General features: G+C 49.8%; 18 protein-coding genes. 8 read left to right on the top strand and 10 right to left on the bottom strand.

The features are described from left to right. Positions 1–47: 47 nt before the first annotated feature. The gene (locus F3I44_RS11350) at positions 48–1,361 is read right to left on the bottom strand and encodes a hypothetical protein (protein ID WP_150014860.1); all 1,314 of its coding nucleotides are present in this window, start codon (positions 1,359–1,361) and stop codon (positions 48–50) included. A gap of 767 nt (positions 1,362–2,128) precedes the next feature. Between F3I44_RS11350 and F3I44_RS11355 the strand changes: the two genes are divergently transcribed. Beyond that, positions 2,129–2,536, top strand: a complete 408-nt coding sequence (locus F3I44_RS11355; RefSeq protein WP_223811668.1) for a hypothetical protein — start codon at positions 2,129–2,131, stop codon at positions 2,534–2,536. 29 nt (positions 2,537–2,565) lie between these two features. On the opposite strand, the gene F3I44_RS11360 is transcribed toward F3I44_RS11355, so the two are convergent. Then, positions 2,566–2,922: a hypothetical protein gene (locus F3I44_RS11360; RefSeq protein ID WP_150014862.1), complete on the bottom strand. Its 357-nt coding sequence runs from the start codon at positions 2,920–2,922 to the stop codon at positions 2,566–2,568. 399 nt (positions 2,923–3,321) lie between these two features. Then, on the bottom strand, positions 3,322–3,522 hold the full coding sequence (locus F3I44_RS11365; RefSeq protein WP_010247636.1) for a hypothetical protein: 201 nt from the start codon (positions 3,520–3,522) through the stop codon (positions 3,322–3,324). Between the two features lie 318 nt (positions 3,523–3,840). Between F3I44_RS11365 and F3I44_RS11370 the strand changes: the two genes are divergently transcribed. Next, positions 3,841–4,089 carry a hypothetical protein gene (locus F3I44_RS11370; protein WP_150014864.1) on the top strand — a complete coding sequence of 83 codons (249 nt, stop codon included), beginning with the start codon at positions 3,841–3,843 and terminating at the stop codon, positions 4,087–4,089. 65 nt (positions 4,090–4,154) lie between these two features. On the opposite strand, the gene F3I44_RS11375 is transcribed toward F3I44_RS11370, so the two are convergent. Further along, positions 4,155–4,787 carry a helix-turn-helix domain-containing protein gene (locus tag F3I44_RS11375; RefSeq protein ID WP_150014866.1) on the bottom strand — a complete coding sequence of 211 codons (633 nt, stop codon included), beginning with the start codon at positions 4,785–4,787 and terminating at the stop codon, positions 4,155–4,157. Between the two features lie 136 nt (positions 4,788–4,923). Between F3I44_RS11375 and F3I44_RS11380 the strand changes: the two genes are divergently transcribed. The 3 genes from F3I44_RS11380 to F3I44_RS11390 all read left to right on the top strand — a co-directional run bounded on the left by F3I44_RS11380 (position 4,924) and on the right by F3I44_RS11390 (position 6,053). Continuing rightward, positions 4,924–5,307 (top strand): hypothetical protein, encoded by a 384-nt coding sequence (locus F3I44_RS11380; RefSeq protein ID WP_150014868.1) that lies wholly within the window; start codon positions 4,924–4,926, stop codon positions 5,305–5,307. Beyond that, positions 5,294–5,635 carry a hypothetical protein gene (locus F3I44_RS11385; protein ID WP_150014870.1) on the top strand — a complete coding sequence of 114 codons (342 nt, stop codon included), beginning with the start codon at positions 5,294–5,296 and terminating at the stop codon, positions 5,633–5,635. Before F3I44_RS11380 ends, F3I44_RS11385 begins: the two co-directional genes overlap by 14 nt. A 151-nt stretch (positions 5,636–5,786) precedes the next feature. Beyond that, complete coding sequence (locus tag F3I44_RS11390; RefSeq protein ID WP_150014872.1) at positions 5,787–6,053, top strand: hypothetical protein; 267 nt, start codon at positions 5,787–5,789, stop codon at positions 6,051–6,053. Between the two features lie 38 nt (positions 6,054–6,091). On the opposite strand, the gene F3I44_RS11395 is transcribed toward F3I44_RS11390, so the two are convergent. Then, positions 6,092–6,331 carry a DinI-like family protein gene (locus F3I44_RS11395; protein ID WP_003854508.1) on the bottom strand — a complete coding sequence of 80 codons (240 nt, stop codon included), beginning with the start codon at positions 6,329–6,331 and terminating at the stop codon, positions 6,092–6,094. Between the two features lie 175 nt (positions 6,332–6,506). On the opposite strand from F3I44_RS11395, the gene iraP reads away from it, so the two are divergent. Continuing rightward, positions 6,507–6,806: an anti-adapter protein IraP gene (gene iraP / locus F3I44_RS11400; RefSeq protein ID WP_013358264.1), complete on the top strand. Its 300-nt coding sequence runs from the start codon at positions 6,507–6,509 to the stop codon at positions 6,804–6,806. Between the two features lie 192 nt (positions 6,807–6,998). Here the strand turns inward: iraP and F3I44_RS11405 are convergent, their stop codons facing one another. Continuing rightward, positions 6,999–7,322: a DUF6388 family protein gene (locus F3I44_RS11405; RefSeq protein WP_008926858.1), complete on the bottom strand. Its 324-nt coding sequence runs from the start codon at positions 7,320–7,322 to the stop codon at positions 6,999–7,001. A gap of 241 nt (positions 7,323–7,563) precedes the next feature. Between F3I44_RS11405 and yedD the strand changes: the two genes are divergently transcribed. Beyond that, positions 7,564–8,037 (top strand): lipoprotein YedD, encoded by a 474-nt coding sequence (gene yedD / locus F3I44_RS11410; RefSeq protein ID WP_150014874.1) that lies wholly within the window; start codon positions 7,564–7,566, stop codon positions 8,035–8,037. Between the two features lie 73 nt (positions 8,038–8,110). On the opposite strand, the gene amyA is transcribed toward yedD, so the two are convergent. The 4 genes from amyA to fliD all read right to left on the bottom strand — a co-directional run bounded on the left by amyA (position 8,111) and on the right by fliD (position 11,892). Further along, positions 8,111–9,592: an alpha-amylase gene (gene amyA / locus F3I44_RS11415; protein ID WP_150014876.1), complete on the bottom strand. Its 1,482-nt coding sequence runs from the start codon at positions 9,590–9,592 to the stop codon at positions 8,111–8,113. 100 nt (positions 9,593–9,692) lie between these two features. Further along, on the bottom strand, positions 9,693–10,058 hold the full coding sequence (gene fliT, locus F3I44_RS11420) for a flagella biosynthesis regulatory protein FliT (protein WP_150014878.1): 366 nt from the start codon (positions 10,056–10,058) through the stop codon (positions 9,693–9,695). Then, complete coding sequence (gene fliS / locus F3I44_RS11425) at positions 10,058–10,465, bottom strand: flagellar export chaperone FliS (protein WP_150019421.1); 408 nt, start codon at positions 10,463–10,465, stop codon at positions 10,058–10,060. The genes fliT and fliS overlap by 1 nt, the downstream gene beginning before the upstream one ends. Before the next feature lie 8 nt (positions 10,466–10,473). Then, entirely contained in the window at positions 10,474–11,892 is a 1,419-nt protein-coding gene (gene fliD / locus F3I44_RS11430) for a flagellar filament capping protein FliD (protein ID WP_150014880.1), read from the bottom strand. Between the two features lie 336 nt (positions 11,893–12,228). Between fliD and F3I44_RS11435 the strand changes: the two genes are divergently transcribed. Beyond that, positions 12,229–13,428 (top strand): FliC/FljB family flagellin, encoded by a 1,200-nt coding sequence (locus F3I44_RS11435; RefSeq protein WP_150014882.1) that lies wholly within the window; start codon positions 12,229–12,231, stop codon positions 13,426–13,428. Positions 13,429–13,512: the final 84 nt, after the last annotated feature.

Raw genomic sequence — 13,512 nt, forward strand, 5'->3', positions numbered from 1 at the left:
TGAGTTATATCATACCGATGGAAAAAAGCCCCGTAAGGGGCTTTCTGTTATTTTACGCATCCAATGCTTTGGACATACCCTGAGGGCAACCTTATATACCAGTCTGCAGAAGGCAATATTTTTATCCGACTAAAGCCTGTCCCTTCATCGCTGGCACTGCATAAGGCATTGGTATAAATATAGTCCAGCGGTATACGACGCTTATCCTGTGAGCTTTCAAACGTGTTTTTTAGTCCACAAGCGTAAACGATGATTAATAATAAAACGACAACATATCTGAACCGTCTTTTTTTAAACTGGCCCAGGCAAACTGCAATTAGCACGGATGAGATGATGTTTATTCCCATAAAATAGCGATCGGGATATGTCGAGTTGTAACCGTTGAGCAGGCCCGTAATACCAGATCTGCCTGCTGCCGTAGCGGCATCATAGATGATCAACATGAAAAAGAGCAGCAATATTGAAATGCGTACCTGTGGTTCAGCTTTGATATAAGCGACAAGAATCAGGAGAAAATAACCAAGCGTCAGTATAATTGCAGATGCATTGCCTAATTTATCATAGAAACTAAAGACAAAAGGAAAAAGTATCGACCTGGCAGTTAACATCTCAATAAGATTGCTGCTATTAAATGCCCCTAAAATACCCCCGCTTCCATTCATTCTGGGAACAATAACGATAAAAAGAACCAACATTGCAACTAGCAGGGGGGCAAATCCGATGAGTAACTTCTTTTTATCTTCTGTGCAGAAAAACTTAATGAAGAGATATGAGCCTGTAACGGCAAAATTTACCGGGTTCGTAGCCGCCATCAGGAAGATAAGAATGTCACAGACGGCCCTGCGTTTTTTGCATGATGAGCTGTCACGATAAAGATGGGCGCATATCGACAAAACGGGCATATAGAAGCCAATCTGAACTAACGTTCCAATGGATTCTGCCTGCGAGACGCCAAGCGGTACCAATACAGACATCATGAAAGCAAGCACTGCCATCATATTATTGGCGTAGCGGCGAACAGTAAAATATATGATGACTGAAGTCAGAGCATAAAAAGCATAAGAAATAAGCGCAATACAAAGAGGCAGAAGCATGAGTACGCTGCCGCTAAACACCTTACTAAGGAGTGCAGATGAAAACAGAAAAAATATATTGAAGAAAACAAAGTAGTCAGGACGGGCATGAAGGAAAGTGTATAGCCATCCATTTGACAATGCAGAGCCAATCCAGACTCCGTCCTCAGCATATATCGTGGGGGTGATAACAGGCTGGGGAAATCTGGCAAAAAATATCAGGAATGAGATTACGAAAGTAATCATGGCTACTTTCGAATGGCTTAAAGTTTTAATAGGAACCTCCATAATGCTAAATCAATGTAGCGTAAAAGCGAATATCAGGATGAATGGTATGCTCGGGCATTTAACACATATGACAGATAACGGGCTGTGGATACGTAACTAAACATCTCATTTCACTAACCTTCTTTTATCGTTAGACGATTTTCTGTATGAGCGACTTACCAGTGGATATGCAGGCTGAATGACTATCATTCTTTTCTCGCCATTCATTGCCTGTGGTGTAATCCCTGAGACATGTTAGCAATGACGTTCATGTGCCGTCCCTGAATTATGTATGTTGGCAAATATCACTACTAAAGTGATTTAATCATAAAATTCAGGATGTTATTCATCTCCAGAGCAGGTTGTCAGCTCAGTTGCATCTTATACTAAGTCAGAAGAGCAGGCATAAAAATCTTCATTTTTGTTGTGTTCAACATTCCTGGTGAGCAAAAAGCCGGCCCGAGCTAATGCACATCCATGCCGGATAAAGCTTAATGGATGCCTACAGTGAGATCATTATCTCGTTAACCCGCAGCCTAAAAGAGCGGACAGAAAGATCGGGGACATGTTAGCAGAGTCTGGCACGCTCAACGGTAAAACGGATGCGAGAGTGTGATGTCATATGTAATCGATTAGCCGTCAGCATGGCGTTAATGTCTGTTTGCACAATCCCGAAAATCCGGTCAGAACTTACTGATTCCAGCGTGCTGTAAGATTCATATCCCTGACACTGAGTAGGCAATGCTGGAGCCATCATTAGCTATACTGCAATGCATCCTGAGCCTCGAGTGAGTAGAATATATTCAGCGGATACGATTCTGTACGACACCATTTATCAGCAGGACGACACCTTCATGCTAAAAATAATTATTCTGATAACATCATTAATCAGCCTGTCAGCCCCAGCTTTTGCCGCCACACAGTGCGGGCCGTTCTACCTTAGAGCCGATAAGAGTGGCTGGTTCTCAGTCAACGGAGAACGCGCAAAAACGCAGAAAGTCACGTTTTCAAAAGAGAAGGGTGATTACGACAACGCCACGATAAAGTTGCTGGTTAAAAACAGCAAAGCACCGGGGATGATAGACATGGAGCTGACGAATCCAGAGGGCAAAGGAATGTTAAGGGCGCAAATCGTCCGCACCAGTCAGAGTCAGATCCGCATACGGGGACTCTATGATTGCGAATCCGTTAAATAGCCGGATCTGCGACCAGCCCGGCGATGCCGCTAACGCAATGTTTTGCACGCTGTAATCATCGCTGAAACCAGTGCGTTGATATCCGGCGCTTTAGGATCGTAGTAAAATGTCGCGCTGGTCTGATGATGGCTGAACTTTGCAATTTCAACCCAGGCTACGGTTTCATTATCCTTTTCGAGGTTATATCGCTTCGTGCCATCTGGCAGAGGATCATCCTGCTCCAGGTAAGCCCGCTGATTCTGCGCCATTTCGATAAGGCAGGACTCAACCTGATAAGGATGACCGTCGAACCAGGCGGTCTTCGTTTCCGGGTGCAATCCAACCCGACCCATATCCACGCATCCGCTCAGCAGGCTTACGCTCAGAGCGATGATTAATCTATTCATGGCATCCACTCTCATTATTTATCCGGCTAATCTGCGCCTTTAAGGCATGGTCATGGACCTGTGATTAAGTCAGTCAGAGCAGATGGTACAACACTCAGCGTCACCAATTCATGAACACAATACTTATCCGCCTCACTTTGAGTTAACGGAGGGCGGATGGAAGGATCAATTTATGGGTAATGTACGAAAAATTCGTAAAGCGCTGCTCCAGAATGAACCTTCAGGGTTTAATGAGCAGTCTGTCAGGAGAAGTTGCCGCACATAAGCAGGAAGGTGGCGAAACGGTGAGAAACACGATTACGCAGAAAATTTTTTGCCCTTAAGGCCTGGCGTCCCCATTGCCGAAAGCATTCTTAAGCAACGATAACGGGCGCGCCCGCCGGGCGCGCCTTATGCACATCAACTTGCTTTGTAGGGATCTTTCTTATCATCCTGGCTGTCATCATTTTTGCGCGGTACTTCGCCATGATCTTTCGGCGCGTCAGTGGCAGGATGATCATCTTCTTCATAGGCATTGCCCGCGTTTGGCGCAGCTTCAGGCAGGCTTTTGCTGACATCACCTTCTTTCTTACGTTCTTCATTCGTATTGTGTTTAAACATAACTCACTCCTTTTTTTCCAGTGCCTTAAGTCTAGACCAGCCCTGACATCCCGCATTTACATCGGGATCAGGAGAGCAAAAAAAGCCCGCCAGAGGCGGGCTAATCGGAGTTTCTCTCATACTGAACACGTCATTTTTCGATGTTCGGGTGTGTGCAGCACAACCATGCTAACGGTAAAGGCCTGATGCAGAAATGGACAAACCTGTCATATCACCTGCGGCAGGTCACATTCCCGACGATAAACATCGATTAATAAATTCGATTGAAGAGATTAATAAAAAGCATATAGTGATCTGCGTTACCAGGAGATAGACATTATGTTACGAGACTATTTAAAGATTGAAGCGGAAGACCAGCTAATTGAACAGCGCACACTGAGCCTGAGAAATCGTGGTCAGGAAGAGGTGACGGAATGGATTATTGTCAGCCGTCAGGGTGTCAAAAAAGGTGGCGTGACCCTGTTCGATAAATTCAGCACCCGCCGCTCATGGCCAGTCAACTATCGCATTATGCAGACCGACCTGCAGGGCAAGGTAGTAGTGGATCAACTGGTCGACGCCCTGTAGTTGCAGGGCTATGACTCTGGCTACTGTTTTCCGCTGAAACGTTAACCCGCACCCGGCGGGTTTTTTTATGGCTGCCGAAAGCGGCGCAATTCTACCAGTGTTCCTATCAGCTTCAGGCTGTCGCGGCCTGAATGCAGCTCGGGGAAGTTGATATTGACCGGTGCCAGTTCAAACTGCGCAACACCATTTTCACTGCCGCGCTGACGCCAGGTGCGCAGCAGGGCATTCTGTTGCTGCATTGCCAGCACGCAGTCACCAGGCTGAGGTGCCAGACAGGGATCGATAATCACCACATCCTCCCGCAGAATGGCGGGTGACATGGCCTGTTCTTCCACCCGGAAGGCAAAACTCTGTTGCGACAGCGCCATGTCGTTGTGCATCAGTTTCTCATAGCGGACAGAGCGGGTGTCACTCAGCCATTGCGCCAGATCGCGTTGTGCCAGAAGCGGGACCTGATGCAGGCCAGCCCAGCTAATTTCGCTGAAAACAGGACCATCCCCATCTATCAGATAAGACGGCGCGCAGCCCAGCGCTTCGGCAAGCCGCAGCAGGTTCTCACCGCGCGGCAGCGTCTCCTCTTTTTCCCATTGCGAAATCGCTACATGAGAGACTTTTACCTGTTGCGCCAATTGCTTCTGCGTTAATTGCAGTGATTTACGTCGGAGTCGGATGCGGTCACCCAGCGTTTCGTTTTTCATTAGCTTGACTTTTTGGTTGAGAGTGGCTTAAGTATACTTAACTCTGGTATTTAAGCAATCTTAAATTCAGGGTGGAGGTCGTGGTTGTTCTGCACGCGGTGTGTTCCAGAGACCTTACCGGAAAAAGGGGTGTGGCATGGAAAGTAGTCTGATTACCAGTATGGGTGCGTTAGTTCTGGGTGGGGGGGCTGCAGCACTGTTCTGGAAACCGTTATTGGCGGGTATTGCGTCAATCGTAACCAGTAATCGAGCCGGCGGCGAAATTATTACCAGCTACAAAGAGCAGGTGGAGTTGTTGAAAGAGAGCAACCTGATAATACGGGAGGAGAACGATGAGTTACGTGAACGTCACGACAGAAATCTGCGACGTATCGCGACACTCGAAACAGATCTGCGGTTAATCAAAAATGCCGTAGGCATTTTACTGGCAATGACCGAAACCGGTCAGAACGATAAATTTCGTAATGAAATTGATCGGCTGATCTCAACTCTGGAGGATCGCAGCGATGGCAACGATTAACAGCCTTAAGGCACCTATGTCATACCGGCGCAAAGTTATTCTCGGCTGCATTCTGCTGAGCTGTTCGATGATTTGCATTCTGATGACAATTATTTTTCTTTACGTCAGTAACACGGCAAATAAGCGGGTTGAGGAGATCCGGGCAGATTATCGGATCATTGCAGCGCGGCGTGATGACCGTGTGGATTTGCTGACCAGTCAGGTGTCAGCGTTACAGCATAAGCTTGATGTGATACCGGATCGCATCGCTGACAAAACGATCACAAAAGTAAAAGAAGTCGTGATTGAGAAGGAGGTGCCATCCGCGAAACCCACGGAGAAACCGTAACTTCCGATTATTCTTAGTGCGGCTTCGCTATCATCGACTAGTTTTAAATCTCCGGACGACATTTTGTATCTGAACTGACGTCCGCTGATTGGCCGGTTGATGAACCGCTAAGCCTAATCACTTTTGATAATTGACCAGAAGGAAATTTAGCATGAGCGATTCAACAGAAACCAAAACCAAAAACGACTATCTGCGCGATGTGACTTCGCAGCTGAAGGAGATGCGCCACTACGCGCAGACCAACACCGAAACCCTTTCCAGCCATTGGTTAGCGTTTGATGCCGGTGAATATAAAGATAAGACAAACGCCGATCGTATCGATGGGTTGCTGAATAAGCAGGGTAAACTGCTGGAAGATCTGGATGCCGCTATTCAGGACATCGAGATTGAAATTAATCACAGTGAGCAGGAGAGCTGATTCATCTCCCGCTGACTGATACGGTGGCCGCTAATGGATTAGTCGGCTACCAGCCACATTTCCGCTTCGTCGAACATCTCTTCAACAATACGCGCAACTGTCGCCTTATCGTTCTTACTCAAATCAGTATCAATCGCGTTACGTTCCATCGGCTTAACCTTAACTTCGATGTCAGGAAACACCCGATGCACCCGCTTTTCCAGCTCCTCACGAATCATCTCGCGAGCACCCGGTAAACCGGCAACGTTGCGCTTGTCATAAATCAACTCAACAAACATGATGGCAATCCATTCAGGGCAAAATCGCTGATATATAATACTGTAAATAAAAACAGTAGCAAGGCAGTACGCCTGATTTCGCGTAAATTTTTATCTCGCCCAGACCTCAATCTTCGGCTAGCAAAATGCGCACGCATCACGACATAATGTCGGCTTACTTTTCAGGAGGTCCGCGATGCGACAACTGGTAATTGATATTCTGCTGAAGCTGGCAAAGATGGACGTCGACGCAAAAGAGCTGACGGCGCAGCTTGAAGCGCAATCCCTGCTGGTTGCAGCGCTGCTGGTGCAGGCGAAACAGGACAACTCGCTGACTATTACAGAAACGGTGCAGGATGCCATCATTACCGCTTCGCAATCGTCGACTGAGTTTCTGCAGTCGGATGTTGATCTGCTCCTGACACACATCAATCGTCTGCTGGCGGTTGCAAGCTATGTAGAAGTGAAAGGCAAAGCCACGGAAGAGCGGGAGTAGGGCCATTTATCAATATGCCTCCAGAGAGGGAAGCCCGGCAATCTCTCCGGAGGCAGTGCAGTTGCTTTGCCCACAAGGGCAATCATGACCTGCGGCATGACGCGAAGGTCTCGCGTTTTTGCTTTACTGCTTTATCCGATGCTGCACGACAGGCTGAGAGGTGTAACTTATACCTCTTCAGTGGATTGAACATTACAGCTCGTTTTTGATGCAAAACTCTTCCCAGCTCATCCCCAGAGACTCAGCATGAGATTTGAGATAGGTCTCGATAGCCTCAGCCGCTACCGCTTTATCCGGCTCAGCGAGCTGAATAGAAAAAATCATCCCATCCAGATTCTTCTGCCGTAAAAAGGCTGCATAGATGCGTTCGGCGTGCCATTCACGCAGCTGTCGCAGTGACAGATTAGCGGCACGAGCATCGCTCTCCGTTAACTCATCCAGTGCAGACTGAAAGTCGGGATGCGCGGTAAAAAACATTTCACGTGCCTGAGCATAATAGGCTTCTGGCGTTTTCATATTTATATTCCTGAAAGGCTGATGCAGCGCGTCAGTGTATCGGGTTGTCTTCCGCTTGTCAGGCGTGCCAGAGCCCATTCAGACTGCCAGTTGCCGATCAAAAAGCTGACCGGTCTCCTGGCTCAAGGGTAAATTCTGCTGTAAACAGTCGCTCGCGGGTGTCTGAACAGCCAGATACCTTGCGCTACGCGGTAGAAAAATTATAACGTAGCCGCCATTGACGCGATCTTAGGGATTAAACATGAAAAAGTGGATGCTGATTGCCGCGCTGGCACTGAGTGGCTGTGCGCAAATCAACGATTATGAAAATGCGGTACAGACGCCGGCACCCGCTGATCTGCAGGGGAACTGGCAAACCGTTGGACCACAGAGCAGTCTGATCAGCGGACAGGCAATAGCCAGTCTGATTATCAATGCGGATGGCAGCACGCTGGATTGCCGTCAGTGGATGCGTGTGATTGCGAAGCCGGGCAAACTCACCCGTCTGAACGGTGACTATGTCAACGTCACGCGCAAGATTCGGGTGATGCCGCTGGTCGTTGATAACAGCGAACTTAACTATGACGGGCTGACTCTGCGCAAGGTGGCGCGGCCGACAACAGAGTGTCAGCAGGCACTGGAAGAAGTGGCAAAACAGCCGAAAGCTGCTGTCATTCAGAACATTGAACCGCAGCTATTGCGCACGCCTATTACTGACCATAACGCGCAGTCGTAACCGCAGCCCATAAAAAACGCCCCGGTAGCGCACGCACGCGTCTGCCGGGGCGGTTTTACGTTTACTCAGTCACTTATTCTGCTACAACCCAGACGCTGACGCTGCCACCGTTACAGACAAAGACGGCTGTGCCGTGCTCGTCGGCGGTAATGGTCTCTTCACGGTTGCCCAGATGATCGCGCCAGACCTTACCGGCAAAGCCTTCGCCCATCGGCACACTTTTCTCGCCCGCATCGCCGTTCGACATGATCACCACACAGCCAGGTTGCGTTTCGGTGCCGCTTCGGCTGAACGCCACGCAGTTGGGATGATCAAAATAGTCGGTCTGCACGCCCCAGCCATACTGCTGACGCGCCCGGATTAATCCTTCGAGTTCAGGAATGACCGGCATCTCGATTTTGTGCGCCTCGCCGTCGCCGCCCTCATCTTCATACGTCGCCCCGAACAGGTCAGGATAGAAAATGGTCGGTACGCCCTGCTCACGCAGCAGGATCAGCGCATAGGCCAGCGGTTTGAACCAGGCTTCAACCGGCGCTTCCAGCGACTGCAGCGGCTGGGTGTCATGGTTAGCCACGATCGTTACGGCATGCCACGGATCCGCCACCACCAGCGAGTTAGCGAAAATCTGGCTCATGTCGTAGGCGCTGCCTGCGGTTGAGGCTTGATGGAAGTTCATATGCAGTGGCGCATCAAACAGCATGGTTTTGCCTTCCACCTGATGCACATACTCCTGCAGTTTCTCGGTTTCAAACGACCAGTATTCCGCGACGATAAACATCGGCTCTTCAGCGACTTCCTGAATATGATCGATCCACTCTTTATAGAACCAGGCCGGGATATGTTTTACCGCATCCAGACGGAAGCCGGTGCAGGGCACCTGTTCCATCACCCAGCGCGCCCAGTATTTCAGCTCTTCCCTGACCGCATTGTTGCGAAAATCGATGTTGGCACCCATCAGATAGTCGAAGTTGCCCAGCTCGTTATCAACCTGATCGTTCCAGCCTTCGGCGGTGTAGTCGTTGATGATTTTGAATACGCCGTTTTCGTCCGGGTTTTCGATGTGGTCTACGCCGCTAAAGCATTTGTGGTCCCAGACAAATTTCGAATACTCACCGGCGCGTGCCGGAAAGGTGAATTTCGTCCAGGCTTCACATTCGACGACCTCGTCATAAATTTCATCGCGGTTGTCCGGATTGACGCGATTGACGCTGATCGCCTCTTTCTCGTCCGCGCCCATTTTGTGGTTCAGCACCACATCCAGCAGCACCCCAACGTTGTGGCTGCGCAGGGCTTCCATGGCAGCCAGTAACTGCGTTTTGTCGCCATATTTGGTGGCAACGCCCCCTTTCTGATCAAATTCCCCCAGGTCGAACAGATCGTAGCTGTCGTAACCCACTGAATAGCCGCCCGAACCCCCTTTGTAGCAGGGTGGCAGCCATGCCATAGTGATACCAACTTCGCTGAGCCAGGCCGCGCGATCGGCGACTTCGGGCCACAGTCTGCTGCCATCCGGGTAATACCAATGGAAAAACTGTAATAACGTTGGGTTTTGCATATACCACACTCCAGGGGATGATGAAAATCAAGTATGGAGTAAGCGGCAGAAAAGAGACGCCGCGCAGAAAAATAAATCTGGCGGCGTAGCAGAGCAGGGGTCAGGAGAGGGTTTCGCGCGGCACCATCACAATGCCGCCCTGGCTGGCATAGGCGGACATCACCGATTTCTGACGGCTGTTCTGACCGACCAGCGAGGCCAGCTCATCCATCCGCGCCTGCAGCAGGCGTTTCACTTCGCTTTCGTTATCGAGGATACGGCGCAGCACCGGACGTAACTGCTCCTGCGTCTGGGATGAAGGCGATACCGCCTCTGTCGACTGGGCTAAGTTCTGCACCGCATTGACATACTCCATCTCCCGGCTGATCAATTCATCCCATTCGCCCTGTGCGGCATGACGCAGCATTCCCTGGCTGAGATCGAGTAACTGTTGGTAAACGGTAATCAGATGCGGTGCAGTAGTCATTAAACGGCGTCCTGAATCAGGTTAGGTTGAACCACTTCTTTCCACGCGTCCGCGATGTTGCGCAGCAGGCCTTCGACCTCTTCAACCGCTGCAACATCATTGTGCAGGTTGGCCTGCAACAGGCGACGCGTCATATAGTTGTAAAGATCCAGCAGATTGTCTGCCAGCTCATCACCCCGGTTTTCAGCCAGACCCTCTTTCAGGCCCGCTTCGATAATATTGATGGCTTTGGAAATGGAACTGCCTTTGCCTTCAATATTGCCATCCTGCATAAACAGACGGGCGCGGATTATCGCGCTTAGTGCGCCGTCGAACAGCATCACGACCAGCTGTTGCTGGCTGGCGCTCATCACGGCGCTTTCTACGCCAATTTTTGCATAGGCTTTGGTGCCTGTAGCGGTGTACATGGTCACTCCTATGATTTGTCAGAAGAACTTGACGTATCAAACTGCTGCGTCAGATATGTACTGGTTGAGTTAAGTTTACTGATGGCCAGATCCAGCTGGGTAAACTGTGTTTTGTAGCGTGCGATATCCGCATCAATGCGATCGCTGGTGGTGTTGTAGAGGGTGGTTAAGTTATTCAGCGTTTTGCTGACACCATCAGTAGCCGCCTGAACAATCCCTTTAGTTGCAAGCCAGTCAGTCAGTTTGCTGTCGATTTTCGCGGTAATGCCTGTTTTACCGTCACCCACGATCATCTCTTTCACGCCCGCAGCATCTTTATCCAGGGCGGCGCTCAGCTTGGTCGAATCCAGTTTTAATGAACCGGTAGTAGGATCGGTGGTCACACCAATCTGACCCAGTGATTTATAAGAAGATGAGCTTTGCGCGTTGGTGAGCATGCTTTTCAGCTGAGTCTCAATGGTGCGTAACGTGCTGTCACCCAGCAGGGCACCATTACTGGAGTCCTGTTCGTCACTGTTAGTGTCGACTTTGGTATATTTGGTCAGCGTATTGAACTGATCCAGCAACGTATTGTAGGCATCCACCCAGGCGCTGATAGCACTGGAGGCTTTCGACGTATCTTTGGTGATCGTCAGAGTTTGATCACCAACCGTCTGCGCGGTCAGATTTAAGGTTATCCCTTCCAGTGCATCACTAATCTGGTTGCTGCTGTTCTCAATCGCAACGTTGTTCACAGTAAGTTTGGCATTCTGCGCCGCGACGCTCTGGGTCATTACATTGCTGCTGGCGGATGCGTCAAAGCCTACGATTCCCTGCAGCGTGTCGTCGCCGGTAACGGCAATCGTTGCCACCGCATTGTCACTGCCGGTTTTATTGGCGCTCATGGAAAGACGGAAACTGCCGTCTGACACCTTAATGATACTGGCGGTGATACCCGCATTCGCGCCATTAATAGCGTCACGCATACCGGTCAGCGAGGTCTGATCGGCCGAGAGCGTCACGCTTTTGCTGGTACCATCTTTTAAGGTAATCGCGATGCTACGGCTGGCCACTGAACTGTCACCCAGTGCGGTAGTGCTACTGCTCTGCACTGCTGAGGTCAGAACCTGCGCCTGTGCCAGCTGCGTGACGTTAATCGCATATTTACCGGCGACGGTGCTGCTGCCCGAAGTAGTGGCACTGAACGCCGAAGAGCTACTGGTCGCGGTGGTGGCGGTGAACAGGTCGGCACTGTTCAGCTTGGTGTTGGCGGTCTGAAACGTCGTCAGTGAACTTTTCAGGGTGGCATAGGCACTGAGCTTGGCCGTATAAGCTGACTGTTGTTTTGAAATCGGTGTGAGTGCAGCTTTTTCAGCGGTGGTCAGACTGTCAAGCATGGTACTGAGGGGCAGGCCGGAACCTACACCCAGGTTACTTATACTAGCCATGTTAATTCCTTTATAAGGTCGACAGGGAAATTGATACCTGGGTTATCGGCCTTGAATAAGGAAAGTTTAACGTTATTTGCCTTAGGGTAATGAGGTAAATAAGCCCTATAGAGAAGGGTAATTCAGTGACTAGAAAATTAATGAATCAGGTCTAAAGAAGTTCGGCAGGGTGGCGATAACTTAAAACGTGACAGGCTGAAGCAGAAAAATTCGCCTGGTACTAAAAAAATTCTAAAGGTTGTTAAACGGCAGACGATAACAACTTTGACGGCGCTGAAGCCGGCGGGTTGAAGCCCACACCTTAACCGAAAGACTTGATTAACAGGAAAATTTATCATGGCCCAAGTCATTAATACCAACAGCCTCTCGCTGATCACTCAGAACAACATCAACAAGAACCAGTCAGCTCTGTCTACTTCAATGGAGCGTCTGTCTTCTGGTTTACGTATCAACAGCGCGAAAGATGACGCTGCTGGTCAGGCGATTGCCAACCGTTTCACCTCTAACATCAAGGGCCTGACTCAGGCTGCTCGTAACGCTAACGACGGTATCTCTGCTGCGCAGACTACTGAAGGCGCGCTGTCAGAAATCAACAACAACTTACAGCGTATCCGTGAGCTGACTGTACAGGCTTCAAGCGGTACTAACTCAGATTCTGACAAATCTTCAATCCAGGACGAAATCAAATCACGTCTGGACGAGATTGACCGCGTATCGGGTCAGACTCAGTTCAACGGCGTGAACGTGCTGGCTAAAGACGGCAAAATGAACATCCAGGTTGGCGCTAACGATGGCGAAACCATCACTATCGACCTGAAAAAAATCGACTCCAAGACCCTGGGTCTGGATAGCTTCAACGTGAACGGTCCTGCGGGTACCCCAACTGCAGCTGGCGCAACAGAATTTAAAGCTGCTTACGGTTCTACTACCAACGTAACTGGCGCAACTGTTGCTGAATCAACTGCTGATGCCCTGTCTACCCGTCTGGGTGTGGCAACTTCAGGTGTGACTGTTGACACCGGTACTGTGTACAAAGATGACAACGGCAAAATGTTTGCTAAAGTCACTGTTGCATCAGCAAGCGCTGCTGAAACCAACAACCTGAAAGCAAATGGCTTTGATATCGCCAGCGGCGCGTCTCAGTCCTTCTTCGTCGCAGTTGACCCACAGTCAGCCGATACTGCAACGACTGCAGGCACCGCAGCGTTCAAGCTGGACACCTCTAACATGAGCCTGTCAAGCCTGACCACTGGCGCATCATCAAGCCCACTGGCTAAACTGGATGAAGCGATTGCAAGCGTGGATAAGTTCCGTTCTTCACTGGGTGCGATTCAGAACCGTCTGAACTCAGCCGTGACTAACCTGAGCAACACCACGACCAACCTGTCAGCTGCACAGTCTCGTATCCAGGATGCTGACTACGCAACTGAAGTTTCAAACATGTCTAAAGCGCAGATCGTACAGCAGGCTGGTAACTCCGTGCTGGCGAAAGCTAACCAGGTTCCACAGCAGGTTCTGTCTCTGCTGCAGGGCTAATCGATTCCCTCAGAATCCACGCAAAAACCCCGCCTCGGCGGGGTTTTTTTATGGCTGAAGAATAGTCCTGCGTTGTTGTTCTGG

Origin of the sequence: Pantoea sp. F_5 (assembly GCF_008631595.1) — a bacterium.
Classification (GTDB): Bacteria; Pseudomonadota; Gammaproteobacteria; order Enterobacterales; family Enterobacteriaceae; genus Pantoea; species Pantoea gossypiicola.

What these genes read in the sequence shown, in the direction of transcription:
- F3I44_RS11390 (WP_150014872.1), top strand. Translation starts at nt 5,787, where the DNA reads ATGAGCGATTCAACAGAAACCAAAACCAAAAACGACTATCTGCGCGAT.
- F3I44_RS11370 (WP_150014864.1), top strand. Translation starts at nt 3,841, where the DNA reads ATGTTACGAGACTATTTAAAGATTGAAGCGGAAGACCAGCTAATTGAA.
- fliD (WP_150014880.1), bottom strand. Translation starts at nt 11,892, where the DNA reads ATGGCTAGTATAAGTAACCTGGGTGTAGGTTCCGGCCTGCCCCTCAGT.
- F3I44_RS11365 (WP_010247636.1), bottom strand. Translation starts at nt 3,522, where the DNA reads ATGTTTAAACACAATACGAATGAAGAACGTAAGAAAGAAGGTGATGTC.
- fliS (WP_150019421.1), bottom strand. Translation starts at nt 10,465, where the DNA reads ATGTACACCGCTACAGGCACCAAAGCCTATGCAAAAATTGGCGTAGAA.
- iraP (WP_013358264.1), top strand. Translation starts at nt 6,507, where the DNA reads ATGCGACAACTGGTAATTGATATTCTGCTGAAGCTGGCAAAGATGGAC.
- F3I44_RS11395 (WP_003854508.1), bottom strand. Translation starts at nt 6,331, where the DNA reads ATGTTTGTTGAGTTGATTTATGACAAGCGCAACGTTGCCGGTTTACCG.
- F3I44_RS11405 (WP_008926858.1), bottom strand. Translation starts at nt 7,322, where the DNA reads ATGAAAACGCCAGAAGCCTATTATGCTCAGGCACGTGAAATGTTTTTT.
- F3I44_RS11380 (WP_150014868.1), top strand. Translation starts at nt 4,924, where the DNA reads ATGGAAAGTAGTCTGATTACCAGTATGGGTGCGTTAGTTCTGGGTGGG.
- F3I44_RS11360 (WP_150014862.1), bottom strand. Translation starts at nt 2,922, where the DNA reads ATGAATAGATTAATCATCGCTCTGAGCGTAAGCCTGCTGAGCGGATGC.
- fliT (WP_150014878.1), bottom strand. Translation starts at nt 10,058, where the DNA reads ATGACTACTGCACCGCATCTGATTACCGTTTACCAACAGTTACTCGAT.
- F3I44_RS11385 (WP_150014870.1), top strand. Translation starts at nt 5,294, where the DNA reads ATGGCAACGATTAACAGCCTTAAGGCACCTATGTCATACCGGCGCAAA.
- F3I44_RS11350 (WP_150014860.1), bottom strand. Translation starts at nt 1,361, where the DNA reads ATGGAGGTTCCTATTAAAACTTTAAGCCATTCGAAAGTAGCCATGATT.
- yedD (WP_150014874.1), top strand. Translation starts at nt 7,564, where the DNA reads ATGAAAAAGTGGATGCTGATTGCCGCGCTGGCACTGAGTGGCTGTGCG.
- amyA (WP_150014876.1), bottom strand. Translation starts at nt 9,592, where the DNA reads ATGCAAAACCCAACGTTATTACAGTTTTTCCATTGGTATTACCCGGAT.
- F3I44_RS11375 (WP_150014866.1), bottom strand. Translation starts at nt 4,787, where the DNA reads ATGAAAAACGAAACGCTGGGTGACCGCATCCGACTCCGACGTAAATCA.
- F3I44_RS11435 (WP_150014882.1), top strand. Translation starts at nt 12,229, where the DNA reads ATGGCCCAAGTCATTAATACCAACAGCCTCTCGCTGATCACTCAGAAC.